The following is a 24,761-nucleotide window of genomic DNA, read 5'->3' as shown; positions in this document are numbered from 1 at the left end:
TCGGTCACCACCCGATTCACGGATTGGAGACTTCGATGACCGTCGCGTCCATCCAGGAGGCCTTCTCGGCCCGCGCACGAGCCCACCCCGACGCCGTCGCGGTGCGGTCCGGCGACACGGCCGTCACCTACGCTGAACTGGACGCACGGGCCGCGCGGCTGGCCGGCAGGCTCCGTGCCCTCGGCGTCACCGCCGAAACCCCGGTGGCCGTGCTGATGGACCGGTCGCCCGACCTCATCGTCGCCCTGCTCGCCGTGCTCAAGGCGGGCGGCGCCTACCTGCCGTTGCACAGCGCGTACCCGCTCGACCGGATGCAGTGGATCGTCGACGACATCGGCGCGGGGATCCTGCTCACCGACACGGCGATGAGCGGCGGCGAGCTGCCCGTCACCGACGAGGTCATCGTGGTCGACCGGGAACCGGCGGGGGAACAACCCGGCGAAGCCCCGCTTCCCGGCGCGGACGAAGACCGGCTGGCCTATGTCATCTACACCTCGGGATCGACGGGCAGGCCGAAGGGGGTCGAAGTCACCCATCGTTCCGTGCTGAGTCTTCTCGGCGATTCCTGCTGGGATTCCTCGGTCCACGGACGGGTACTGATGGTCGCGCCCTACGCGTTCGGCGTGTCCACCTTCGAGGTCTGGGGACCGCTCCTGCGCGGCGGTGAGGTCGTGCTCGCCCCGCCGGGGACCTTCGACCTCCAGGCGGTGCGGCGGATCCTCGCCGCGGACGTCGTCACCTCGGTGCATCTGACCGCGGGTCTTTTCCGTGTGGTCGCCGAAGAAGCGCCGGAATCGCTGGCCACGGTCAAGGAGGTCATGACCGGCGGGGACGTCGTCTCGGCGACCGCTGTCCGGCGGGTACTCGAAGCCTGCCCCGGGATCAGGGTGCGGATCATGTACGGCCAGACCGAAACGACGTTGTTCTCCACCTACGCCACCTTCGACGCCCCGGAGGAGGTCACCGGGACGGTCCCGATCGGCCGCCCGATGGACGACACCCGGACCTACGTCCTCGACGGCGACCTGCGGCCCGTTCCCGACGGCGAGATCGGCGAGCTGTACGTGGCGGGCGCCGGAGTCGCGCGCGGCTACGCGGGCCGCCCCGATCTCACCGCCGAACGTTTCCTGGACGATCCGTTCGGTGCCACTGGCGAGCGCATGTTCCGTACCGGGGATCTGGTCCGGGTCGGTGAGGGCGGCGGGCTGGAGTTCTCCGGACGGACCGACAGCCAGGTGAAGATCCGCGGTTTCCGGGTCGAGCTCTCGGAAATCGAGGCCGCGCTCGGCAGGCACCCCGGTGTGGCCCACGCCCTCGTCGTCGGCGCCCGCGAGAACGGCGAGCGCAGGCTGGCCGCCTATGTCGTTCCCGGCCCCGGCGGGGTGGATCTGGCCGAGCTTCGCGCTCACGTCGCCGAAACGTTGCCGGACTACATGGTTCCTTCGTCGTTCCAGTCACTCGACGCGCTGCCCGTGACGGCGAACGGGAAGATCGACCGGGCCGCCCTGCCGGAGCCGGTATTCGGTGCGGACAACGGATACCGGGCGCCGCGCAACCCGGTCGAAGAGACGCTGTGCGGCATCTTCGCCAAAGTGCTCGGCACCGAACGTGTCGGCCTCGACGACAGCTTCTTCGACAACGGAGGCCAGTCCCTGCACGCCGCCCGGCTCGTCCTGCGGATCGAAGGCGAGCTCGGGGTCCGCGTCACGGTCGCGGAACTCTTCGACCTCCCGACGGTCGCGCTGCTCGCCAAACACGTGGCCGAGCTGACGGCCGAAGACCAATGACGGGCAACCACAAGGGGAACAGCCACATGTCCACCTTCGACGACCTGACGGTCGACCACGTGAAGTTCTACACCGCCGACGCCGGCGCCACCGCCGCTTGGCTGGCCGGGGGTTTCGGGCTCGCGCCGTACGCGGAGTCCCACGCGGACGACATCCGCCTGATCGCGGTCGGCCGGAACGACATCAGGCTGGTCATCGCCGAACCCCGCGCCGACGGTGAACCCGGTTCGTTCTACCTCGCCCGGCACGGCGACGGCGTCGGGGACATCGCGCTGGGTGTCCCCGACGCGGCGGCGGCCTTCGACGACGCCGTCGCCAGGGGGGCACGTCCGGTGTCCGGCGTCACCGAAACCGACGGCATCGTCACCGCGACCATCGGCGGGTTCGGCGACCTCACCCACACCTTCGTCCAACGACCCTCCACTGTGGACGCACGGGTGCTGCCGGGGTTCCGCCCGATCGAGGGCGAGGGCGCGGCGGACGTCGACCTCGGGCTGGTCGACCACTTCGCCGTCTGCGTGCCCCCGGGACAGCTGGAGCCGACGGTCGCGTACTACGAACAGGTCCTGGACTTCCGGACGGTCTTCACCGAGAAGATCTCCGTCGGCGCGCAGGCCATGAACTCGAAGGTCGTCGAAAGCCGTTCGGGCGCCGTCACCTTCACCGTGATCGAGCCCGACATCAGCCGCGCGCCGGGGCAGATCGACCGGTTCCTCCGTGACCACGGCGGGGCGGGTGTGCAGCACGTCGCGTTCACCGCCAACGACATCGTGCGCGCGGTGGACGCGATCGGCACCAACGGAATCGGCTTCCTCAGCACCCCCGAGTCCTACTACCGCAGGCTGGGCGACCGGCTCTCCCCCATCGGCCACACGATCGACTCGTTGCGGCGGCTCTCCATCCTCGTCGACGAGGACCATGACGGCCAGCTGTTCCAGATCTTCGCCAAATCCGTGCATCCGCGCAACACCTTCTTCGTCGAGATCATCGAACGGCTCGGCGCCCAGACCTTCGGCAGCGGGAACATCCAAGCGCTCTACGAGGCCGTGGCCGACCAGGAGTCCGCCGACCGGGCCGTCGGCGAGACCGCCGCGTGACACACCTCGAGGAGGTTCACGAAATGTCCGAAGTGGACGAAAAGGCACCACGCCGCTACCCGCTTTCCCTTACCCAGGAGTTCCTGTGCGGTTTCGACGACAACGTCGAAGCCGACGAGGGGCCGTTCGGCCCGCGGTATCACAACGTCCGCGGCTGGCGGCTGCTCGGCTCGATCGACGTCGCGCTGCTCCGTGCGGCGCTCGGTGACGTGGTCGGCAGGCACGAGGCACTGCGTACGGTGATCAACCGGCCATCGAGCGACCGGTACCAGGAGGTGCGCCCGCCCTCCCCCGCCGAACTGGAAGTCGTCGACATCCCCGGCACCGGTTCGGAGCACCGCGTCGAAGAGTTCCTCCGCGAGGTGGAGGCGGGGACGATCTCGGCGAACCGCCCGCCGCTCGTGCGGGCGGTGCTGGGCAGGTTGTCCGACGAGGAGTCCCTGTTCGTGCTCGTCGGGCACCACATCGGCACCGACGGCTGGTCGATGCGACTGCTCATGCGGGATATCGCCGAGTACTACGGCGCACGGCTCGAAGGGCGCGATCCCCGGCTTCCCGAGGTTCGTCAGTACCGGGAGTTCGCTGTCGCGCAACGGGAAGCGAGCACGTCGAAGGCGCATGAGCGTTCGCTCGCCTACTGGCGGGACAAGCTGCGTGACGCGCGCCTGCTCGGCCTCCCCGCGGACGCCGTCGTCACCCCCGGGCCGGACAAGGTGACCTCGACCTACCGGTTCGTGCTGGACCCGGTCCTGACCGAGGCGACCGTACGACTCGCCAGGAGTTCCCGCGCGTCGGCGTTCATGGTGCTGCAGACCGCCTACAACGTCCTTGTCGCGCGCCGGACCTCGGCGACGGACATCGTCGTGCCGACCATCACCTCGGGCAGGCTCGACGAACGCTTCGAGGAGACCGTCGGCCCGTTCTTCAACTTCCTGCCGCTGCGGACCGACCTCGGCGGCTGCGAAACCCTGCGCGATGTCCTCCAGCGCACCCGCGCCACCTGCATCGAGGCACAGGTGAACGACCTCCCCTTCGCCCATCTCGTCGCGGAGGCCCCGGAGCTGCCGAGCACCTTCGCCACGCCGGGGGTCGCAGTCAGCGCGCTGCAGGTCTTCCAGCACCCGTTCGGCGCCGACGGCGAACTCGGGGCCACCGCGAAGTATTCCGAGGTGCGCCACCGCATCCTCGGCCAGGAGGTCTCCTCCGACATCCCCAACGGGATGCTCTGGACCCTGGACGTCGACGCGGAGCACGGGATCTTCGGCAGCGTGAAATACGACCGGCAGGAATTCCGGGAGGAGACCGTGGCCGGCCTGGTCGAGCAGTTCCGCGCGATTCTGTCCACTGTGGTCACGGACACCGACGCGCCGCTCGCGGAAGAGGCGCGATGAGTACCGAACCCGCCGCCAACGCCCGCAAGACCCGCCCGCTGACCGGTGACGAATACCTCGAGACGCTGCGGGACGGGCGGGAGGTGTTCATCTACGGCGACCGGGTCAAGGACATCACCAGGCATCCGGCCTTCGCCAATCCGGCGAGGATGACGGCGCGGCTCTACGACGCGCTGCACGATCCGGAACGCCAGGCGACGCTCACCGCGCCGACCGACACCGGGAGCGACGGGTTCACCCACCGGTTCTTCCGCACCCCGCACAGTGCCGAAGACCTGATCGCGGACCAGGCCGCGATCGCGGGCTGGGCGAGGATCAGCTACGGCTGGATGACCAGGACACCCGACTACAAGGCGTCGTTCCTCGGCACCCTCGGGGCCAACGCCGACTTCTACGCGCCGTTCACCGACAACGCTCACCGCTGGTACCGGGAAACGCAGGAGAAGGTGTTGTTCTGGAACCACGCCTTCGTGCATCCGCCGGTCGATCGCAGCAAACCGCCGGACGAGATCGGCGACGTGATCGTGCATGTGGAGAAGGAGACCGACGCGGGGGTCGTGATCAGTGGCGCCAAAGTGGTGGCGACGGCCTCGGCGATGACGCATTACAACTTCATCGCGAACCAGGGCATGCCGGTCAAGGACAAGCGGTTCGCGCTCGTCGCGACCGTTCCGATGGACGCGCCGGGCGTGAAACTGATCTGCCGGACCTCCTACGCCGCGACCGCAGCGGTGATGGGCAGCCCCTTCGACTACCCCCTTTCGGCGCGGATGGACGAGAACGACAGCATCCTCGTCTTCGACAAGGTGCTCGTGCCGTGGGAGAACGTCTTCGTCTACGGGAACATCGGCAAGATGCAGATGTTCACCGGGCATTCCGGGTTCAACGAGCGCGCGATGTTCCAGGGGTGCACCCGGCTCGCCGTGAAACTCGAATTCCTGGCGGGCCTGCTTTTCGAGGCGTTGGAGCTCACCGGTTCCAAGGACTTCCGCGGCGTGCAGACCAGGATCGGCGAAGTGCTGGCGTGGCGGACGTTGTTCCAGGGGCTGTCCGACGCGGCCGCGCGGAATCCGGTGCCCTGGAAGAACGGTGCCGTGCTGCCGAACCCGCAGTACGGAATGGCTTACCGCTGGTTCATGCAGATGGGGTACTCCCGCATCAAGGAGATCGTGATGCAGGACGTGGCCAGCGGGCTGATCTACCTCAATTCCAGTGCCGACGACTTCCGCAATCCGGAGATCCGCGGTTATCTCGATCGTTTCGTTCGTGGGTCGAACGGGACGGATTCGGTGGCCAGGGTCAAGGTGATGAAACTGCTCTGGGACGCCATCGGCTCGGAATTCGGGGGCAGGCACGAACTGTACGAACGCAACTATTCGGGAAACCACGAGAACACCCGGATCGAGCTGATGATGTCGCAAGTCGTCTCGGGGCAGGTCGACGGTTACCGGGACTTCGTCCGCGAATGCCTGGCCGAATACGACCTGGACGGCTGGACCGCTCCCGACCTCTCCTCCTTCGACGAGCTGAGACGGACGAGCGCCGATTTCCTCCAGCGGTGATCACTTGATCGCCGCCGGGCCGTGCCCCAGAGAAAGGAAGGTTGATGGACGCAACAACACCGACGGGCAATGCGCCCGTCTTGGCGGGGCGGAAGGAATGGTTCGGGCTACTCCTGCTCGCGCTGCCGACCCTGCTGATGTCAGTGGACTTGAGCGTACTTGTGCTCGCGACCCCGCACATCACGGCGGATCTCGCGCCCAGCAGTACCGAACAGCTGTGGATCTTGGACATCTACGGCTTCCTGCTCGCCGGTTTCCTGCCGACGATGGGCGCGCTGGGCGACCGGATCGGCAGACGCAAGATCCTGATGTTCGGCGCCGCGGCGTTCGGGATCGCGTCACTACTGGCGGCGTTCTCGGTCAGCAGTGAGATGCTGATCGTGTCCAGGGCGCTGCTGGGTATCGCGGGCGCGACCTTCGCGCCTTCGTCCTTGGCGCTGCTGAGCAACATCTTCCAGCACCCGAAGCAGCGGTCCGCGGCCATCGGGATCTGGATGGCCTGTTTCATGGGCGGTTCGGTGCTCGGACCCATCGTCGGCGGCTTGATGCTGTCGAGCTTCTGGTGGGGTTCGGTCTTCCTCCTCGCCGTGCCGGTGGTCCTGCTGGTGCTCATCGCCGGCGGCTCGGTGCTGCCGGAGTTCAAGGCACCGGGCGGGCGGAAGGTCGATCTCGGCAGTGTCCTGCTCTCGCTGCTCGCGATCCTGCCGCTCATCTACGGCGTCACCGAGGTGGCCCGCGAGGGCTGGAAGCCGCTGCTGGTCGGTTCGATGGTCATCGGCCTGGTCTTCGGCGCGCTGTTCATCGCGCGGCAGAAGCGGCTCGCCGACCCGATGATCGACCTCGGCCTGTTCTCCCACCGGGTGTTCCGCTCGTCGTTCATCCTGAGCCTCGGCGGTGGCGCCATCCAGGGTGGCGGGCTGCTGATGGTGAGCCTCTACCTGCAGACCGTGGTCGGGCTCACCCCGCTGGCCGCCGGTCTTTGGCTGGTGCCGACCGGATTCGCCATGGTGGTCGCCATCATGCTCGGCAGCGGGATCGGAAGGCAGATCCGGCCGGCCTACGTGATGAGTGTCGGCCTGCTGATCGCCGCCATCGGCTACGGCCTGCTCACGCAGGTTTCGGCCACCGGTGGCCTGACGCTCACCGTGATCGGGTTCGCGCTCGCGATGGCCGGCATCGGGCCCGGCACCGCGCTCGGGTACGAGCTGATGATGGGCAACACGCCGCCGGACAAGATCGGCGCGGCGTCGGCGTCCATGGAGATGGGCGGGCAATTCGGTGTGGCGGCGGGTATCGCGCTGTTCGGCACCGTCGGTACCGCCGTGTACAGCAACCAGGTCGAGGTGCCGCCCGGAGCGGACGCGGCACGGGAAAGCATCACCAACGCCCTCGCCGTCGCGCCGGGGCTCGGTGAACCGGCCGGTTCGCAATTGCTCGAATCGGCGAGGAGCGCGTTCACCAGCGGTTTGAACGTGGTCGCGATCGTCGGCGCGGTTTTGTTCGCGCTTTTGGCTACGCTGTGCATCAAGTCGTTCCGGCAGATCCCGCCGCTCTCTCACCAAAGCCCCGGTGGCGACGGGCAGGGTGGCGCGCCGGAAACGGAAGAAACCGCCACCGGAGAAGGCTCCGACGCCGGGACATCCGTTCTGGCCAAGGACTGAAAGTTCGACGAAAGGGACAGGAAATGATCATCGTCGCGGGATACTTCCAGATCGACGCGGCCGACCGGGACAAATACGTGCAGCTGCACCAGGACGTCATCTCGCGTGCCCGGAAGTTCGACGGCTGCCTCGACTTCGCCATCACGGCGGACGCGGTGGACCCGGGCCGGGTGAACCTGTTCGAGCGCTGGGAATCCGACGAGGTGCTCAACGCGTGGCGTCAGGTCGCCAACCCGCCGGAACAGTTCACCGAGATCCAGGGTGGCGATCTGGCGAAGTTCGAGATCGCCAGCGTCGGCTCGCCTTACTGATCGACCCACGACGAAAGGGCCGTACCCGGCAGCCATCCGGGTACGGCCCTTTCGGCTTTCTCAGCCGGCGGCGTGTTCGCACACGCCGCACCGGTCCGCGTGCTCGTAACGGTCGTGGTGCCGGACCCACTCCTGGGTGAACCCGAGCCCCTCCTCCTGCCTGCCGAGCGGCGTCAGATCGAGGTAGTTGTAGGTCGTGTTCAGCAGATCGCTGCCGCGGCCGTGGGTCGAGTACGCGTACTGGATCGTGTCGCCCTCACGGACGAAAGCGCTGATTCCGGGAGGCTGCACGCCGGCCCCGAGTGAGACGTGGAAGTCCTGGTAGAAATCCGAGCCGAGCGACGACACCCAGGGCACCGTCCACCCCATTCGTTCCTTGAACGGCTGGATCTTCTCGAGCGGCGCCGGGCAGTCGATCACCAGCGTGGTGTCACGGGCGTGCAGATGCGCGAGGTGCCCGATGTTGTCGATCCAGAAGGAGCAACTCGTGCAGAACTCCTCACTGGGGCCCAGCATCATGAAGTGGTAGACGATGAGTTGCCGCCTGCCTTCGAAAAGGTCGGTAAACGAGAGTTCACCTCGCTCCGGGTCATGGAACGTGTAGTTCTTCTCGACCAGTATCCGGGGCAGCGCACGGCGCTGGGCGTTGATCTCGTCACGCGCCTTGGTCAGTTCTTTTTCCTTGGCGAGGAAGGCGGTGCGAGCTGCTGTCCATTCTTCTCGCGAGACGACTTCGGGGACGGTCACTGCAACATCCTCACTCTCGGCGAACCATACCTGTGTTTTCATTCGATGCTAGCCCGCCGGAGACCCGTTCCCCTACTCCGTGTTTGCCGGAAAAAGGGGCGTCGGCCTGCTTATCCTGGATTGTCACACCTTCCGCGGACCCCCGTGACGAGCGTTCGCTCCGGTATTCTGATCAGTGGATAATTGCCGGGCCCGTAGCCGAAAGGGAGCTGTCGCGTGACACTGCACAGGCTGGGATCGGTCACCATCGGAGTGCCCAATCTCGCGGAGACCTCCGCCTATTACGACGACTTCGGCCTGACTCGCGGGGAAGACGGCTGGTACTCCACTGTGGACGGTGGTCGCCAGCTGCGGCTGGTGTCGTCGAGATTCCGGCGGCTGGCCGGGATGACCGTCTCCGTCGACGACGAGGACGATCTCGGCCGGGCCGAGGCGAATCTGGAGAAGATCGGCGCCGCCCACCGCCGCGCGCCGGACAGCCTCATCGGCACCGATCCGGCCACCGGTACCGAAGTGACCCTGAAGATCGAGCCGCGGATCCGTCAGGCGGTGGGACAGCCGACGCCGTACAACGCCAACGGACGGATCGAACGACCGGGGACGAGGGCTCCCGGTGTGCTGCGCGACGACCGGGTGCGGCCGAAGCGGCTCGGGCACGTCGTCCTCGGTTCGACCGATTTCGCGATCTCACAGAAATTCTTCGTCGAGGGTATCGGGTTCAAGGTCAGTGACCTGATCCGGAACGCGGGCGCGTTCCTGCGGTGCACGACCGAACACCACAACCTGCTGCTCCTGCGCTCCCCGGTGACCTATCTGCACCACACCGGCTGGCAGGTCGACGACGTCGACGAGGTCGGCCGCGGTGCGACGTCGATGCTCGAGAACCATCCGGAGCGGCATGTGTGGGGCCTCGGCCGTCACCACGTCGGGTCCAACTTCTTCTGGTACCTCAAGGACCCCGCCGGCAACTTCAGCGAGTACTACAGCGACACGGACTGCATTCTCGACGACGAACTGTGGAAGCCCGAGGTTTTCGAGGGTGCGCTGAGCTTCTTCAGCTGGGGCACTCCTCCGCCGCCGTCGTTCCTCGCCCCGGAGGACCTCGCCGCGCTGATGATGGGCGCGGAAGACGCCTGAGCGACGGCTGGTCGTCACGCCTTACCGAAGTACATGAAGGTCCCCACGGAAGATCAGGGACACTCAACGTCCCTGATCTTCCGTTGATCAAGGGCGAGCCGAGGTAGGGCAGGCCTGATTCTGGACACCGCGGTGCTACCGGTGCGGTTTCGGAGAAATGGCGTGAGTGGCGATTCGGGTGAGGGCCACTGGTGTCTTAGGTACCTACCTCGGGCGACACGCGTGATCCGACGGAGGGCACGCGTGAGTGAACGGAGAACACGCGTGTCGAAACCTGCCGCTCCCGCGTGTCATCCATCCAGTCACACGTGTCCTCCGTCTGATCACACGCGCCATCCATCCAGCCACGCGAAACCACCCACTCGGCCCGGGTCGTGAGTGGCGATTCGGGCTAGAACACGAAACGCCACTCACGACCCCCTCGCGAAACCGCGCAAGATGCCCCAAATCGGGCATTTCTGTCTCGGAAAGTGTCCCTTATGGACAGTCCGGGCCCGGGTAAGGCCCCTTGCGTTGGCCCGCTCCCGCCGCGTCCACCACAACGCGTTCGTCTTGTCCCGCTCCAGAGGTGCAGCCGACCAGCACTTATGCGACTCTGCCGGAACCCTGCGCTAGGCGCCAAGGAAGGGGACCTTCATGTACTTCACGACCGGCCGCCGGCCCCATCGTCACCAGAGATCACATCCGACGGTAGCGAAAGCCTCCTTCACTACCGTCAGAGTAGGGAAGGAGGCCTTCACGGACCGTTCTCGAGTGCTCAAGCCGCCCGACGGCTCTCCCCCGCGAGGAGTTTCGCGGTGAACGCCCGCAGATCGGACACGAGCAGACCCGGTTGCTCCAGCGCCGCGAAGTGCCCGCCGCGGTCGTGTTCGGTCCAGTGCGTGATGCTGGGGATGTCGCGTTCCGCGAGACGGCGCACCGGCACGAAGATGTCGCGCGGGAACACCGCGACGCCGACCGGCACCGGCACCGGGGGCGGCACCACCCCGCTCGCCGCCTGCCGGACGGCGTCGGCACCCTCGTAGTAGAACTGCGCCGAGGAACCCGCTGTGGCCGTCAGCCAGTACAGCGTCACCCCGGTCAGGATGTGGTCCCTGGCGACCGCGTCTTCGGGGAGTTCCGCCGAATCGGTCCACTCACGGTACTTCTCGACGATCCAAGCCAGCTGGCCGACGGGTGAGTCGGTGAGCGCGTAGGCGATCGTCTGCGGCCGGGTCGCCTGGACCTTCATGTAACCGGAGAGTTCGGTGTCGAACCGCCCGAGGCCGGCCAGCCGCGCACCGTCGGTTTCGCTGATTCCCTCGAGTTCCGCGGGATCGCCCGATGGGAAGGTCATCAGCATGTTCACGTGCACGCCGAGTACGTGCTCGGGATCCAGCATGCCCAGCACCAGCGAAATCGGGGAGCCGGCGTCGCCGCCTTGCGCCACGTAGCGGTCGTATCCGAGGCGTGCCATGAGTTCCCGCCAGGCGCCGGCGATCCTCGGCACGTCCCAGCCCGGCTGGCGCAGCGTCGAGAACCCGTAACCCGGGATGGACGGGATGACCACGTGATAGGCGATCGAGGGGTCCAGCCCGTGCGCGCGAGGATCGGTCAGTGGCCCGATGACGTCGAGGAATTCGGCGAAGGAACCCGGCCAGCCGTGCGTCAGCACGAGCGGCGTCGCGTCCGGTTCGGGTGAGCGGACGTGCAGGAAGTGCACGTCCTCACCGTCGATTTCGGTGGTGAACTGCGGGAACGCGTTGATTCTCGCTTCGACCGCGCGCCAGTCGAATTCCTCCGCCCAATACCGCGCCAGCTCGCGCAGGTAGCCGAGCGGGACACCGCGATCCCAGCCGACGCCGGGAAGTTCGTCGGGCCACCGGGTCTGCCCGATCCGGCGACGCAGGTCCGCCAGGTCGGCCTCCGGCACAGCGAGGCGGAAGGGCTTCATAACGACTCCGATCATCGAATACGACAAGACTCCCCCGGCGAGCACGCTAACTCCCCGGACAAGCCGTAAACGTCTCCTTCGCTGCGGGAAGGAAACGGAATCCACCAAGCAGTCGGGAAGAAGTATCCGTGCGGGGAATCGTGTGACGATTTCCATCACCGGGATGAGAAACGCCGGTGGCGCGGTCGCCCGGCGACGGCGTCGAAGGAGAAATCGATCCTGTGGGAGAGCCATGGACAAGGTATTTTCGCGCGACGGCACCGCGATCTCGGTCCAGCGGGTCGGTGCCGGCCACCCCGTGATCCTGCTCGGCGGCGCGCTCTGTGATCACTGGGCCACCGCGGAACTGGCGGAACTGCTGTCCCCGCATTACGAGGTGTTCAACGTGAATCGCCGCGGCCGTGGGGAAAGCGGCGACACCGGCCCGTACGCGGTCGAGCGCGAACTGGAAGACCTCGAAGCGGTCATCGCCGAGGCCGGTGGCCAGGCGCACGTGTTCGCCCACTGCACCGCCGCCGTGCTGGCCTTCGACGTCGCGTTGCGCGGCAACGGGATCACGAAACTCGTGGCGTACGAACCACCGTACATCCTGGAAGGCTCGCGCGACCGCCTCGACGAAAAGTACCGGTCCGACCTCGCGGAATACGTCCGCAACGATCAGCTCGGTGACGCGGTCAAGCACTTCATGATCAACGCGGTCGGGTTCAAACCGGATTCCGTCGGCCGGATCGAGCAGTCCGAGGCATGGTCGCACCTGGTCGGCTTGGCGCACACCCTGCCCTACGACGGCGAGATCATCGGTGACTGTCACATCCCCGACCGGATCTCGAAGGTCACCGTGCCGACGCTGGGCGTCACCGGCGCGAAAAGCCCGCAATGGCAACGTGATTCCGTCGCCGAAGTGGTGGCGCGGATCCCCGGGGCGAACGCGCTGACCTTGCCCGACAGCGACCACAACCTGGTCGCCGCCGCCGTCGCCCCGTCGGTGATCGAGTTCTTCGGCACGGACGACTGAATCCGGCGTTCCGGCCACTGATCGAATCAAGGACGAAGACAGGGAGGCCCTGGTGGGCAAGCAAGTGGGAGAGCGCGCGGTCGTTCTCGGTGGCAGTATGGCCGGCCTGCTGGCCGCACGGGTCCTGTCGGAGTCCTACGCGGACGTCGTGATCGTCGATCGGGACGAACTGCACGGTCTGCGGACGGCCCGCCGCGGTGTGCCACAGGGCAGGCACGTGCACGGTCTGCTCGCCAGAGGACAGCAGATCCTCGACGAGCTGTTCGACGGGTTCACCGACGCCGCCGTCGCCGCCGGTGTCCCCACCGGGGACCTCGGGGAACTCCGCTGGTATTTCAACGGCAGGCGGCTTTCCCCCGCGCACACCGGTTTGGTCTGCGTGTCGGCCGCGCGTCCGGTGCTGGAAGGTCTCGTCCGCGACCGGGTGGAGGCGATCGCCAACGTCCGGCTGCTGGCGAACCACACGGTGCTCGGCCCGATCCTGTCCGGCGACCGCTCCCGCGTCGAGGGCGTGGAAGTTCGTGACGGGGCCTCCGGCGACGATCTGCGGCTCACGGCCGATCTGGTGGTCGACGCGACCGGACGCGGCTCGCGAACGCCCGCGTGGCTCACCGAACTCGGTCACGCCGCGCCGGAAGAGGACCGCGTCAAGATCGATTTGACCTACACGACGCGGGTTTACCGGCTCCCGGACGGCGGACCGCTCGGGGACGACCTGTCGATCAACCCCGTGTCCACTCCGTCGCATCCGCGGGGCGCGTTCCTCTCGCGGATCGAGGGAGGCAAGTTCATGGTCTCCCTCACCGGCGTGCTCGGTGACAGCGCCCCCACCGACGACGCCGGCTTCCTGGCGTTCGCGAAATCGCTCGAAGTTCCCGACGTGTACGACGTCATCAAGGACGCGGAACCGCTCAGCGAACCGGTCGCCTTCCGGTACCCGGCGAGCGTGCGCCGTCACTACGAACGGCTGACCGGGTTTCCGGAAGGTCTGCTCGTGGTCGGCGACGCCGTGTGCAGTTTCAACCCGGTCTACGGGCAGGGCATGACCGTCGCCGCGCTCGAAGCGCTGACCCTGCGGGAACACTTGCGCGAAGGGAAAGCGCCGGAAGCACTGGCGTTCTTCAAGGACATCTCCACCGTCATCGACGTACCGTGGCAGATCTCCGCGTCGGGCGATCTGAGTTTCCCCGGTGTGGCCGGAAAACGTCCCGCGCAGGTCCGGATCGCCAACGCCTACATGGGACGCGTGCAGCGCGCGGCGACCAGGGACGGCCGGGTCACCGGCACCTTCATGCGCGTGGCCGGACTGGTGGACCCACCGGCGAACCTGATGAAACCCGCCATGATGTTGCGGGTGCTCAGGCAGTCCCGGCAGGTCCCGGCCCCGGTGCCCACGCCCCCTCCAGCGGTGGTGACGCCGGAGAGGCACGCGGCATGAGCACAGCCGACGAAGCAGCACATACCGCGTACCGCGACTATCTCGCCCTCGACGAATTGCTGGAGCTTCAACAGCCCAACACCGGCGAACACGACGAGCTGCTCTTCGTCATCGTGCACCAGGTGCACGAGCTCTGGTTCAAGCAGCTGCTGCACGAGTTCGCCGAACTGGGCCGGGCGTTCGAGGACGGCGAAGTGGGGGCGGCCCTGCGGACCATCGGCCGCCTCCTCGCGATCGTGCGGGTGATGCTCCGGCAGATCGACGTCCTCGACACCCTCACCCCCGGTCAGTTCGCCCGGTTCCGGGACGACCTCGGCGGCAGCGGCTTCTATTCCGCGCAGTTCCGTGAGATCGAGGTGGTCCTCGGCAGACGCGACCCCGGCGTGCTCGACCGGTTCCCGCGGGGAACGGCCGACCGGGAACGGCTGCTCACCGCGCTGGGACGGCCGTCCTTGTCCGACTCGTTCGCCACCTACCTCACCGCGCAGGGATTTCCCGTGCTCCCAGGCGAATCCCCCGAAACCGCGGCGCCGACGATCGCGAAGGCCTACCGCGAGGACGGTGTGGTGGCGCAGGTGTGCGAGCGGATGGTCGACCTCGACCAGACCTTCACCGAATGGCGTTACCGGCATTCGATGATGGCGCAGCGCATCATCGGCGACAAGACCGGGACCGGCGGTTCGACCGGCGCGGCCTATCTGCGGCGTGCGGTGTTCACGCCGTTGTTCCCCGCGTTGTGGGAGGTGCGGAACATCACCTGACCCGCGGTGAAACCCGGCCATCGATTCCTGATCTGATGAGGGAAAGCACTATGACACCGCAGAAGGACACCCTGGCCGCGACCGCGGTCGTCCCCACGACGACCGGGGTCGGACGACTCAGCCTCCGCGCGGTCGGCGCGGGCTCGTGGAGACGCTCTCCGCGGCCCGCCGTCGAACAGATCGACCGGTGGTTCGAGCGGCTCCTTTCCGGAACGGCGAGCGGGGAAGCGGCGCGGTTCCCCTACGACGCCGTGCTCGGGCACTTCCAGGCGGTCGGCCGCAATCAGGCCGATCCGCTCCTGATCGAACGACTCCGCGTCCTCGCCGGATCACTCCCGCCGCCGCGTACGGTCCACGACCGCGTACTGGCTGGATGGCTGCCCGGAACCTTCGACCAGGAAAACGGGAACTACGACTCCTACGCCGCGATCCCGCTGCTGGAAGAAGTCGCCGAAGCGGGCGGCCCGGACCGGGTCGACGCCGAACTGGACGGGCTGATCGTCGCACTGCTGGCCGATCTCCTGCGGTTCGAGGCGACCGGACTGCGCGCGAATCCGAACTCGGGCAAGCAGTGGGCCCGGACCCAGGCCGTATTCCGCGCGCTCGTCAGAGCCGGGGAGATCGCGCCGCTGGCGGGTGCGCTGCTCCAGCCGGCGTCCACGGACGGCAGCGCGCCGGGAGACCAGGAGATCGCGGTGGCGGACTCGACCCTCGCGCGGATCGAGGAGCCGGTCCGGCACGCGGTGCGGATCGCGATGCTGCCGACCACGAGCAGACACGACGAGGTCATGTTCATCCGCAGCGTGCAGGCCTTCGAACTGCTCTACCGCAGGGTCGCGCGCGGCCTCGATCGCGCGGTGTCCGCTGTGGACGGTGGGCGGCCGTCGGCCGCGATCGACGAGATCACCGGCGCGGCGGGCAAGATCACCGCGACCACGATGCTCTACCGCGTGCTGACGACCATGCCGCAGGACAGCTTCGCCGAAATCCGCGCGAACACGCGTGGCCGCAGCGCGATCCAGTCGAGGGCGTATCGCGAAGTCGAATTGCGCAGCGCGCCGATCCGGCCCAATCCGCAGGCGCCACCGCTCTCGGTGGAAGGCCTGTCGCTGCAAGAGGTCTTCACCGCCCTGCCCGCCGATCCCGTCTCCACCGCGCTGGCCGCGGCGATGCGGAAGCTCGACGACGCGTGGCGCGGGATGAAGAGAACCCATTGGGGTATCACGCTGAAGATCATCGGCCGGGTGCCGGGAACCGGTGGCACCGCCGGCGCGGACTACCTGCGGGTGGCGGCGGACCAGCCGCTGTTCCCGGTACTCCACTCCGAACACGGCGAACAGCAGGGAGGTGCCCGCATTGCGTGACAACGACGAGGCGAACAGCTCGCTGCGGCGGAAGATCATGGGTTACGTCGTTTCGCAGGCGATCTTCGCGGTGACCAAGGCGGACGTCATCGAGCGGCTCGGCGACGACGCGCTCCCGGCGGAGGTCATCGCGGCCAAGGCGGGGGTCGATCAAGACGCGCTCACCCGCTTCCTCAGGGTTCTCGTGGCCGAAGGGCTGTTCACCGAGGAGCCGAGAGGTACCTTCGCCGTCACCGAGCTCGGCGCGCTGCTGCGCGAGGACACCCCCGGGTCGTTGAGGCATCTGGCGACGCTGATGGACGACGAGGCCTACCTGGCCTGGTCCGCGGCGGGTCACAGCCTGCGCACCGGTGAAGCGGGTTTCGACAAGGTGTTCGGCAAGCCGATGTTCGACTGGCACGGCGAGCATCCCGCCGCCGCCGCGGCTTTCGACCGGGCGCAGGCGGGTCTGGTCACCTTGCGGATGCTGCCGCTCCACGAATGGGACTGGAGCGGCGCCGGAAGCGTGGTCGACGTCGGGGGCGGCAACGGCACCCTCGTCGACGAACTGCTCTCCCGCCACCCGCATCTGCACGGCACGGTTTTCGATCAGCCGCATGTCGTCGGGCCGCCGTCGACCTCCAGCCGCCGTGAGGTGGTCGGCGGGGACTTCTTCGACCGTGTCCCGCCGGGCGGTGACGTGTACGTGCTCGCGCAGATCCTGCACGACTGGGACGACACCGACGCGACGCGGATCCTGCGCCGGGTGGCGGAAGCGATGGCGCCCGGTTCGAAACTGCTGATCCTGGAACAGGTCGTACCCGACGGCACCGAACCCCATCCGGCGAAACTGCTGGACCTGCACATGCTCGTCCTGCTCGGCGGCAGGGAACGGACCGAGACACACTGGCGTGAGCTGCTCGGCGGCGCGGGTTTCGCGATCACCCGGATCACCGGTTCGTCCCGTTCTTCGCTCATCGAGGCCAGGGTTGCGCGATGACGACGGCCGGACGGGATATCACCACGCTCACCCAGCGCCTGCTCGACGGCGTCGATCTGTCCACTTCGGACGCCGCGTGGGTGATCGACGCGGTGATGGCCGGCGACGTCACTCCGGTGCGGCTGGCCGGTTTCGCCGTGGCGCTGCGCGCGAAGGGCGAGACCGCGGCCGAGGTCGCCGCACTGGCCGAGCGGACCGTGTCGCACGCGCCGCCGGTGCGGCTGAGCCGGTCCGCGGTGGACGTCGTCGGTACCGGCGGCGACGGTTCCCGTTCGGTGAACATCTCCACCATGGCGGCGATCGTCGTCGCCGCGACCGGCGCGGACGTGGCGAAGGTCGGCAACCGGAGCGCGTCTTCGTCCTCCGGGTCGGCGGACGTGCTGGAGGCGCTGGGCGTCGTCATCGATCTGCCGCCCGAGGGGGTGGAACGGTGCCTCGCCGAACTGGGCATCGGATTCTGTTTCGGCCCGGCGTTCTATCCCGGCCTGCGGCATATCGGCCCGGCACGCCGCGAACTCGCCGTCCCGACCACCTTCAACCTGCTCGGCCCGCTCTCGAATCCGGCGAGACCGGACGCCGCGCTCGTCGGTTGCGCCTTCGCCACGCAGACGAAGACGCTCGCGGAGGCGTTCGCGCGGCGCGGGACACGGGCACTGGTCGTCCGCGGTGACGACGGGCTCGACGAATTCACCACGGCGACGACGAGCGCGGTCTGGGTCGTGTCCGGGGGAACCGTGCGACGCGAGGAGTTCGATCCGCGTTCGGCGGGGATCCCGCTTTCCGCGCCCGGCGCGTTGCGTGGCGGCGGTCCCGCGGAGAACGCGGCCATCACGCTGGAAACCCTGGGTGGCAAGCGAAGTCCCGTCCGGGACGCCGTACTGCTCAACGCGGCCGCGGCGCTGGCCGCCCACCACGGTTTCGGTGACTCGCTGACCACCGACATCCGCCACTGGCTCCCCGTCGCGGAACACGCGATCGACTCGGGCGCGGCGGAATCGCTCCTGCGCGGCTGGGCGAAACTTTCCGGCACCATCGCCGCCCCGCACTGAAATCCGGCAACGAGCGAGAAGCTCGCGCACCACGACGATGCGACGATTTCCGAGTGGCTCATGATCAGGAGGGATCAGGTGAACGGTCGGAGTTTGCAAGAGGTTCTCGACAACGCGCGGCTGGACGGCCGGGCCGCGTTGATGGCCGACGTCAAGTTCATCTCGCCCCGCGACGGGCTGTTGCTGCGCACTGAGGACCTGGAGGGCTACCTGGCCGAACTGGTCACCGGAGGGGTCGAGGCCTTGTCGACACCGACCGACCCGGTGTACTTCGGCGGTGGGATCGAACTCGCCGCGCGTATCCGCGCCCTTTGCCCGCTTCCGTTGATGCGCAAGGAATTCTTCAACTCCATCGACCAGGTGGACGAATCGGCGGACGCCGGTTTCGACGCGGTGCAGCTTTCGGTCAACACCGTCGTCGAGCCCGGTCTGCTGGAGCGGATGATCGAGCGGTCGGAACGGCTCGGACTGGAAGTGGTCATCGGGGCACATCAGCCGGAGCATGTGGCGCGGGCACTGGAACTCGGCGCGAAGACCGTCGCCGTGAACAACCGGGACATCGTCGCGCTGGAACTCGACACCGGCACGGTGAGCCGGACCGAAGCACTGCTTTCGGCGATCCCGCCGGAGGTCCGGGTCATTTCCGAGAGCGCGTTCCACACCCCCGAGGACGTCGCGCGGGCCGTCGCGGCCGGCGCGGACGCCGTACTCGTCGGCACGGCACTGGCGAAGAGTCCCGACCCCGCCGCCCTCGCGAAGCGGCTGCGAGCCGGAACCGTCCGATGCCTCACCTAGGCGACCGGCTCGGCGAAAGCCGGTCGCGAGGCGAGGCGCTGCTGGTGGTCTACCTGACCGTCGGCGATCCGATCGCGCCGACCGGACGGCTCGCCGAGGCCTTGGTGGAGGCGGGCGCCGACGTTCTGGAACTCGGGATCCCCACCGAAGGCACGCGACCACGCGGAACCGAGGTGGCGCGCTCGTTCGATCGGGTGCGCGGCCTCCCGTCCGGTCGCTCGTGGGAGATCGTCGGCGAACTGCGTGCGGTGCTGCCGGACACCCCGCTGCTGCCGTTGGTGTATCCGGCGACGGTCGCCGATCTCGGCGTGCGATCGCTGCTGACCGAGGCGGTGGCGGCGGGCACCGACGGCCTCGTGCTGACCGACCCGGCTCATTCGCCCACCGTCGGCCAGGTCCTCGACCGAGGGCTCAGCGCGATTCCCCTGATCACCTCGTCGACCGAACCCGGCCACGCCGCCCGGTTGGAGGCCGAAGCCGACGTGCTGACCTACCGCTCCCTCGCCGCCCGCACCGGCGACCCACTCACCCACGCCGAGGCGGGGCGGCTCACCGAGGCCGCCGCCGACGACGCGAAAAAGCCCTTTCTCGCCGGATTCGGCCTTCGTGACGAGGGCGGCATCCGCGCGGTGTCGAGGCACGCGGCGGGCGTGGTCATCGGGAGCGAGCTCTACCGGGTGCTCGGCGCCGCGGGCGGTGCGCGGCTCGACCGCGTACGCGACGCGGTCACCCGGTGGAAAGCGGCGACCGTCCGGACGAGCACCGAATCGAGGGCGTGATGCGAGTCGACATCATCGGGGCGGGGCCGGGCGGGCTCTTCCTCTCCACACTGCTCAAACGCGGCGGGATCGCGGACGAGGTCCATGTCTTCGAACGCAACGCCGAAGACGCCTCGGCGGGCTGGGGGCTCGTGTTCCCCGACGGCGCGCTGGCCGAACTGGGCGCGATCGCGCCGGACATCCACGAGGAGATCGTCTCGGCCGGAACCACCTGGACCCCCGTCGAGATCCGGTACCGCGGCACGGTCCGCCGGGTGGAAGGCAACCGGTTCCACGGCATTCCCCGCAATCAGGTGCAGACGGTGCTGCGCCGGGACGCCAGGCGCCTCGGGGTGGAGCTCCACTTCGGACACGAGACGAAGTCGCTCGCCGAACACGACGCGGCCGATCTCGTCGTCGGCGCGGACGGGGTCGGCTCGGTGGTCCGCACCGAACTCGCCGACACCTTCCGGCCCGCCTTCACGCCGTCGAAGTTCCACTTCGGCTGGTTCGGCGTCGAACTCCCGCTGCCCTACTTCACCTACGCGTTCGCCGAGACGGAATGGGGCCTCTTCCAAGGCTATTTCTATCCCTCCGGCCAGGGCTGGTGTTCGCTGATCCTCTACGTCTCGGACGACGCCTGGCGGCGGTCCGGGCTGGCGGAAATGAGCCTGAAGGAATCACTCCGTTTCTGCGAACGCGTCTTCGCGGACCACCTGAACGGCAAGCCGATCCTGCCGCGCGGCTCGGAATGGTCGCGTTTCCGGCTCCTCGAATGCGAAAACTGGCACACCGACGACGTCGTACTGATCGGCGACGCCGCGCACACCGCGCACTGGTCCATCGGCTCCGGCACCCGGCTGGCACTGGAAGACGCCATCGCGCTCGCCGGTGAACTACGGGCGCAGCCCGGCCGGGTCTCCGAAGCGCTCGCGATGTACGAGAAGACCCGGCGGCCAAGAGTCGAGCAGTTCCAGCAGGCTTCCCTCCGTTCGGAACGCCACTTCGACCACGCGCACCGTTATCTCGGCTTCGAGCCGATCCAGTTCGCCTACCAGCTGCTCGCCAGGTCATGGCGGATCTCCCACGACGACATCGTCGCGCTGGACCCGGATTTCGCGAACGAGTTCACCCGCTGGTTCCACACGCGCGCCACCGGCAGGCCGATGCCACCGGCGTCGTCGCCCGCGCTCACGCCACTGAGCCTCGGGCCGCTCGAACTCGCGAACCGGATCGTGACGACGACCGGTGAGCCGGGCGCCGGGCTGGTCCTCGTCGACGGGACCGAAGGGATCCCGCCCGCTCCGGTGAGTCCGGTCCCGGCGGCCGTCCGGCTCGCCGCGCCGGACGCCGGTCTGGCCGGAACCGCGGCGGAACTGGGCTACCGGTTACTGGTCCTCGACCTCGGGGACCGGCTCACCGCGACTGTGCCGTCCGCCTCCACGTTGGTGGAAGCACGGGCATCGCTCCCGGTCGTGGCCGCGTTCGGCCTGGACGAGCGGACCTACTCCGGGGACGGGCTGGACGCGGTGATCGCGTTGGCCGGTTCCCTCAAAGAGTCCGGTGTGGACGGTCTGCTGCTCGCCGCCGCGGACCGGGACCCGCTGTCGGCGGGACGGGTCGTCCAGGTCGCCGACCTCATCCGCAACACCGCCGAAATCGTGGTGATCGCCGACGACGGGCTGACGACGATCGACGAGGCCGACACCACGGTCGCGTCCGGCCGCGCCGACCTGTGCGTCCTGCACACAGAGGAGACGGAATGAGTACCCCGGAGGCCGCGTTCTGGCACCCCGCGACCGAAACCATGCCGCGGGACCGGCTGGCAGACTGGCAATGGGTGAAACTGCGGAAGGCGCTGGAGCACGCACGGGTCAACTCGAAATTCTGGGCGACGCGCATCCCGGACGGCATCGAGTCGCTCGCCGACTTCCGGCAGCGGGTCCCGTTGCTGTACAAGAAGGATCTGGTGGCGGCGGAGGCCGTCGACCCGCCGTTCGGCATCCTGCCGTCCACCGATCCCGTCGCCGGCGTCCGGTTCCACCAGACCAGCGGCACCAGTGGGAACACGCCACTGCGCACCTTCGACACCGCGCGGGACTGGGCGTGGGGTGTCGACCTGTGGTGCACCGCCTTGCACGCCGCCGGGGTCCGGCCCGGCCAGAAAGGGTGCGTCGCCTTCGGATACGGCCTCTTCATGGGGTTCTGGGGGATGCAGGACGCGCTGTCCAGGATGGGGTGCACCATCGTGCCCACCGGCTCGATGGACTCCGCCACCCGTGTCCGGCTGATCGTCGACCAGGGCATCGAGGTACTCGGCTCCACGCCCACCTACGCGATGCGGCTGCTGGAAACCGCAGCCGCGATGGGAATCGACCTGGCGACCGAAAGCAGGCTCCGGATCATCGTGACCGGCGCCGAACCGCGATCCGCCGCCACGACCCGGGCGCTGACCGAAGGTTTCGGCGCGAAGGTGTTCGACTTCGCCGGGATGACCGAACTCGGCACGGTCTTCATGTTCGAATGCCCGTCCCGCCCCGGCGCCTGCCACGTCATCGAATCCGGCGTCTTCGAGGAGGTGCTCGATCCCGGCACGAAGCTCCCGGTCGGCTACGGCGAACGCGGCGTCCGGGTCATGACCGGCCTCGGCAGGGAAGGGATCCAGGTCTTCCGCTACTGGACGGACGACGTCGTGGTGAAGCGGCCGTGGCACGAATGCCCGTGCGGGCGCACCTGGGACTTCTACGACGGCGGGATCCTCGGCCGCAGCGACGACATGCGCAAGATCCGCGGGATCTCGGTGACCCCGGTGCTGGTCGAGGACGTGGTCCGCGGCTTCGGCGAGGTGGCGGAATTCCAGACCGTGCTCCGCACGGACGGTGGTCTCGACAAGATGGTGCTCCGGATCGAACCCCGCCCCGGCGCCGACGCCGTCGCGCTCGCCACCGGAGTCCGCGACGCGGTCAAACGGCTGATCGGGCTGCAACCGGAAGTCCAGCTCGCCGCGCAGGGTGAGCTTCCCCGATTCGAGGCGAAGGCGGCGAGGTTCCATGACGAACGCGACCGGTGAACTCAGTGCCGAACACCGGCACGCGCTGATCGACACCTACCTGACCCTGCACGAACTCGCCACCGGCTGCGCCGTCCCGGCCGTGCGGGCCGCGGCGAGGGCGGCGGTCGCCGAGGTCCACGCCGCGCTCGACGGGCAGGCGATCGACTTCGAGTTCTATTCGCACCGCTGGATATCCGCTGATCCACCCGTGACCGAGGGAGCGCCGAACCGATGTCCCTGAATGGCTCCGACCAGAGCTTCAACGTCGCCGAACGCTTCCTCGACGGACGCGACGGGCACCGGACGGCTCTGCTCACCCACGACGGCCCGACGACCTACGACGAGCTCCGGGCACAGGTGAACCGGACGGGCAACGCCTTGCGCGCGCTCGGGGTCGGCCGGGGCGACCGGGTCCTGCTGTCCCTGCGCGACGGGGTCGAATACGTCGCGACCTGGTTCGCGGTACAACGGATCGGAGCCATCACCGTCGAGGTGTACAGCTTCCTCGGCCGCGACGACTACCGGTACTACCTCGACTACCTGAAACCGAAGGTGATCGTCGCCGACGCCGGAACGGCGCCGGAACTCCGCGCGGCAGGCGCACGGGAGATCGTCGTGGTCGGCGCCGCCCCGGACGAGCTCGCGCCGGGAGAACACCGTTTCGAGACGCTCGTTTCGGAACTGCCCGCGACCTTGGAGGCCGTCCACGTCGACGGTGACGACGAGGCGATCTGGAAACTCACCAGCGGAAGCACGGGGAAACCGAAGGCGTGCCGGCTGACCGCGCGCAGCCCGTGGCTGAGCTTCCAGTGGTACGCGCGATCGACGCTCGGGATCGACCAGGACGACGTCGTGCTGCCGGTGCCCAAGCTGTTCTTCGGCTATGCGAGGGACATGGTGGCGCTCTTCCCGCTCGGGGTCGGCGGGACCGGCGTCCTCTTCCCGGAACGGTCCACCGCGGACACGCTGTTCGACCTCGTCGAACGGTATCGCCCGACGATCCTGGTCAACGTGCCCACGATGATGAAGGCGATGGTCGAACACCCCGACGCCGCCGTCAAGGACCTGAGCAGCCTGCGGTTCGTCACCTCGGCGGGCGAGCATCTGCCACCCGAGCTGCACCGGCGCTGGCTGGACACCTTCGGGGTCGAAGTCATCGACGGCATCGGCTCCTCGGAGGCCTACCACGGCTACATCACCAACCGGCCTGGCGAATCCAGGATCGGCACCCTCGGCAAGGTCGTACCCGGCTACCGCGCGCGGGTCGTCGACGAAAACGGGAAAGAGGTGCCGGACGGTGAGACCGGGGTGCTGGAGGTGTCCGGCGAACCGGTCGCGCTCGGCTACTACCGGTCACCGGAGAAGTCGGCCGCCACCTTCCCCGCCGAGCACACCGTCCGGTCGGGTGACCTGTTCACCCGCGACGCCGACGGGTACTTCCACTACCGGGGCCGCGCCGACGACCTGCTCAAGGTCGGCGGGGTGTGGGTCGCGCCGGTCGAGATCGAGAACTGTCTCGCGACGCATCCCGCGGTCAAAGCGTGCGCCGTCGTCGGCTACCAGGACGGCGGGCTGACGCGCAGCCGCGCCTATGTCGTCCTGTCCGGTCCCGTCGAAGCGACCGAACTGCAGGAGTACGTGCGCGCCCGGCTGGCCCCGTACAAGTACCCGCGCGACATCCGGTTCGTCGACGCCCTTCCCGTGACGCCCTCGGGGAAGGTCGACCGGGGCAGGCTTCGCGACGCCGCTTGAGCCAGGCCTTGGCGGAGCGGCAGGCTCGACGACGGAGGATCGGGGACGTTGAGTGTCCCGATTCCTTCATCGTCGCGACCTCACCACACCCGGTCAGGATCGGCCCGCCTCTTGACTGTCTACAAGAGACACTGTTCGCGACCATGGCGCCTGTTTCATGCGATTTGCGCAG

21 protein-coding genes are annotated in these 24,761 nt (G+C 68.1%); 19 read left to right on the top strand and 2 right to left on the bottom strand.

What is annotated here, in order from left to right:
* Nucleotides 1-35: 35 nt before the first annotated feature.
* From ACZ5ZX_RS15360 to ACZ5ZX_RS15335, 6 genes are read left to right on the top strand one after another with little or no spacing between them, the layout of a single operon-like run.
* Nucleotides 36-1,787, top strand: coding sequence for an amino acid adenylation domain-containing protein (locus ACZ5ZX_RS15360; protein ID WP_465502610.1), 1,752 nt, complete (start codon nt 36-38; stop codon nt 1,785-1,787).
* 26 nt (nt 1,788-1,813) lie between these two features.
* Nucleotides 1,814-2,884: a 4-hydroxyphenylpyruvate dioxygenase gene (hppD, locus tag ACZ5ZX_RS15355; protein ID WP_465502609.1), complete on the top strand. Its 1,071-nt coding sequence runs from the start codon at nt 1,814-1,816 to the stop codon at nt 2,882-2,884.
* Nucleotides 2,885-2,907: 23 nt separating this feature from the next.
* Entirely contained in the window at nt 2,908-4,275 is a 1,368-nt protein-coding gene (locus tag ACZ5ZX_RS15350) for a condensation domain-containing protein (RefSeq protein WP_465502608.1), read from the top strand.
* The gene (locus tag ACZ5ZX_RS15345) at nt 4,272-5,837 is read left to right on the top strand and encodes a 4-hydroxyphenylacetate 3-hydroxylase family protein (protein WP_465502607.1); all 1,566 of its coding nucleotides are present in this window, start codon (nt 4,272-4,274) and stop codon (nt 5,835-5,837) included. The genes ACZ5ZX_RS15350 and ACZ5ZX_RS15345 overlap by 4 nt, the downstream gene beginning before the upstream one ends.
* 44 nt (nt 5,838-5,881) lie before the next feature.
* Nucleotides 5,882-7,498, top strand: a complete 1,617-nt coding sequence (locus ACZ5ZX_RS15340; protein WP_465502606.1) for an MFS transporter — start codon at nt 5,882-5,884, stop codon at nt 7,496-7,498.
* A gap of 23 nt (nt 7,499-7,521) precedes the next feature.
* Nucleotides 7,522-7,809, top strand: a complete 288-nt coding sequence (locus ACZ5ZX_RS15335) for a putative quinol monooxygenase (protein WP_465502605.1) — start codon at nt 7,522-7,524, stop codon at nt 7,807-7,809.
* Between the two features lie 60 nt (nt 7,810-7,869).
* Here the strand turns inward: ACZ5ZX_RS15335 and ACZ5ZX_RS15330 are convergent, their stop codons facing one another.
* The gene (locus ACZ5ZX_RS15330; RefSeq protein WP_465502604.1) at nt 7,870-8,556 is read right to left on the bottom strand and encodes a DUF899 domain-containing protein; all 687 of its coding nucleotides are present in this window, start codon (nt 8,554-8,556) and stop codon (nt 7,870-7,872) included.
* A gap of 216 nt (nt 8,557-8,772) precedes the next feature.
* Here ACZ5ZX_RS15330 and ACZ5ZX_RS15325 point away from each other — a divergent pair, with 216 nt between their 5' ends.
* On the top strand, nt 8,773-9,693 hold the full coding sequence (locus tag ACZ5ZX_RS15325; protein ID WP_465502603.1) for a VOC family protein: 921 nt from the start codon (nt 8,773-8,775) through the stop codon (nt 9,691-9,693).
* Nucleotides 9,694-10,450: 757 nt separating this feature from the next.
* On the opposite strand, the gene ACZ5ZX_RS15320 is transcribed toward ACZ5ZX_RS15325, so the two are convergent.
* On the bottom strand, nt 10,451-11,626 hold the full coding sequence (locus tag ACZ5ZX_RS15320) for an epoxide hydrolase family protein (RefSeq protein WP_465502602.1): 1,176 nt from the start codon (nt 11,624-11,626) through the stop codon (nt 10,451-10,453).
* Nucleotides 11,627-11,858: 232 nt separating this feature from the next.
* Here ACZ5ZX_RS15320 and ACZ5ZX_RS15315 point away from each other — a divergent pair, with 232 nt between their 5' ends.
* From ACZ5ZX_RS15315 to ACZ5ZX_RS15260, 12 genes are all read left to right on the top strand, one after another.
* Nucleotides 11,859-12,641 carry an alpha/beta fold hydrolase gene (locus tag ACZ5ZX_RS15315; RefSeq protein WP_465502601.1) on the top strand — a complete coding sequence of 261 codons (783 nt, stop codon included), beginning with the start codon at nt 11,859-11,861 and terminating at the stop codon, nt 12,639-12,641.
* A gap of 52 nt (nt 12,642-12,693) precedes the next feature.
* Nucleotides 12,694-14,079 carry an FAD-dependent oxidoreductase gene (locus tag ACZ5ZX_RS15310; RefSeq protein ID WP_465502600.1) on the top strand — a complete coding sequence of 462 codons (1,386 nt, stop codon included), beginning with the start codon at nt 12,694-12,696 and terminating at the stop codon, nt 14,077-14,079.
* Complete coding sequence (locus tag ACZ5ZX_RS15305) at nt 14,076-14,840, top strand: tryptophan 2,3-dioxygenase (protein WP_465502599.1); 765 nt, start codon at nt 14,076-14,078, stop codon at nt 14,838-14,840. The genes ACZ5ZX_RS15310 and ACZ5ZX_RS15305 overlap by 4 nt, the downstream gene beginning before the upstream one ends.
* Before the next feature lie 50 nt (nt 14,841-14,890).
* Entirely contained in the window at nt 14,891-16,204 is a 1,314-nt protein-coding gene (locus ACZ5ZX_RS15300; RefSeq protein ID WP_465502598.1) for a tryptophan 2,3-dioxygenase, read from the top strand.
* Entirely contained in the window at nt 16,197-17,183 is a 987-nt protein-coding gene (locus ACZ5ZX_RS15295) for a methyltransferase (protein WP_465502597.1), read from the top strand. Before ACZ5ZX_RS15300 ends, ACZ5ZX_RS15295 begins: the two co-directional genes overlap by 8 nt.
* Complete coding sequence (gene trpD, locus ACZ5ZX_RS15290; protein ID WP_465502596.1) at nt 17,180-18,232, top strand: anthranilate phosphoribosyltransferase; 1,053 nt, start codon at nt 17,180-17,182, stop codon at nt 18,230-18,232. The genes ACZ5ZX_RS15295 and trpD overlap by 4 nt, the downstream gene beginning before the upstream one ends.
* A gap of 78 nt (nt 18,233-18,310) precedes the next feature.
* Nucleotides 18,311-19,027 carry an alpha-hydroxy-acid oxidizing protein gene (locus tag ACZ5ZX_RS15285; protein WP_465502595.1) on the top strand — a complete coding sequence of 239 codons (717 nt, stop codon included), beginning with the start codon at nt 18,311-18,313 and terminating at the stop codon, nt 19,025-19,027.
* Entirely contained in the window at nt 19,015-19,806 is a 792-nt protein-coding gene (locus ACZ5ZX_RS15280) for a tryptophan synthase subunit alpha (protein ID WP_465502594.1), read from the top strand. The genes ACZ5ZX_RS15285 and ACZ5ZX_RS15280 overlap by 13 nt, the downstream gene beginning before the upstream one ends.
* Nucleotides 19,806-21,551 (top strand): FAD-dependent monooxygenase, encoded by a 1,746-nt coding sequence (locus ACZ5ZX_RS15275; RefSeq protein WP_465502593.1) that lies wholly within the window; start codon nt 19,806-19,808, stop codon nt 21,549-21,551. Before ACZ5ZX_RS15280 ends, ACZ5ZX_RS15275 begins: the two co-directional genes overlap by 1 nt.
* Nucleotides 21,548-22,855 (top strand): phenylacetate--CoA ligase family protein, encoded by a 1,308-nt coding sequence (locus ACZ5ZX_RS15270; protein WP_465502592.1) that lies wholly within the window; start codon nt 21,548-21,550, stop codon nt 22,853-22,855. The genes ACZ5ZX_RS15275 and ACZ5ZX_RS15270 overlap by 4 nt, the downstream gene beginning before the upstream one ends.
* On the top strand, nt 22,836-23,078 hold the full coding sequence (locus ACZ5ZX_RS15265; RefSeq protein ID WP_465502591.1) for a DUF6052 family protein: 243 nt from the start codon (nt 22,836-22,838) through the stop codon (nt 23,076-23,078). Before ACZ5ZX_RS15270 ends, ACZ5ZX_RS15265 begins: the two co-directional genes overlap by 20 nt.
* A complete protein-coding gene (locus ACZ5ZX_RS15260; RefSeq protein ID WP_465502590.1) occupies nt 23,069-24,589 on the top strand; it encodes a benzoate-CoA ligase family protein in 1,521 nt (506 codons plus the stop codon). The genes ACZ5ZX_RS15265 and ACZ5ZX_RS15260 overlap by 10 nt, the downstream gene beginning before the upstream one ends.
* Nucleotides 24,590-24,761 lie beyond the last annotated feature (172 nt).

Source organism: Amycolatopsis sp. NPDC033938 (assembly GCF_055575975.1).
The sequence above is the reverse complement of the archived record's forward strand: the minus strand, read 5'-3'. Positions and strand labels throughout refer to the sequence as shown.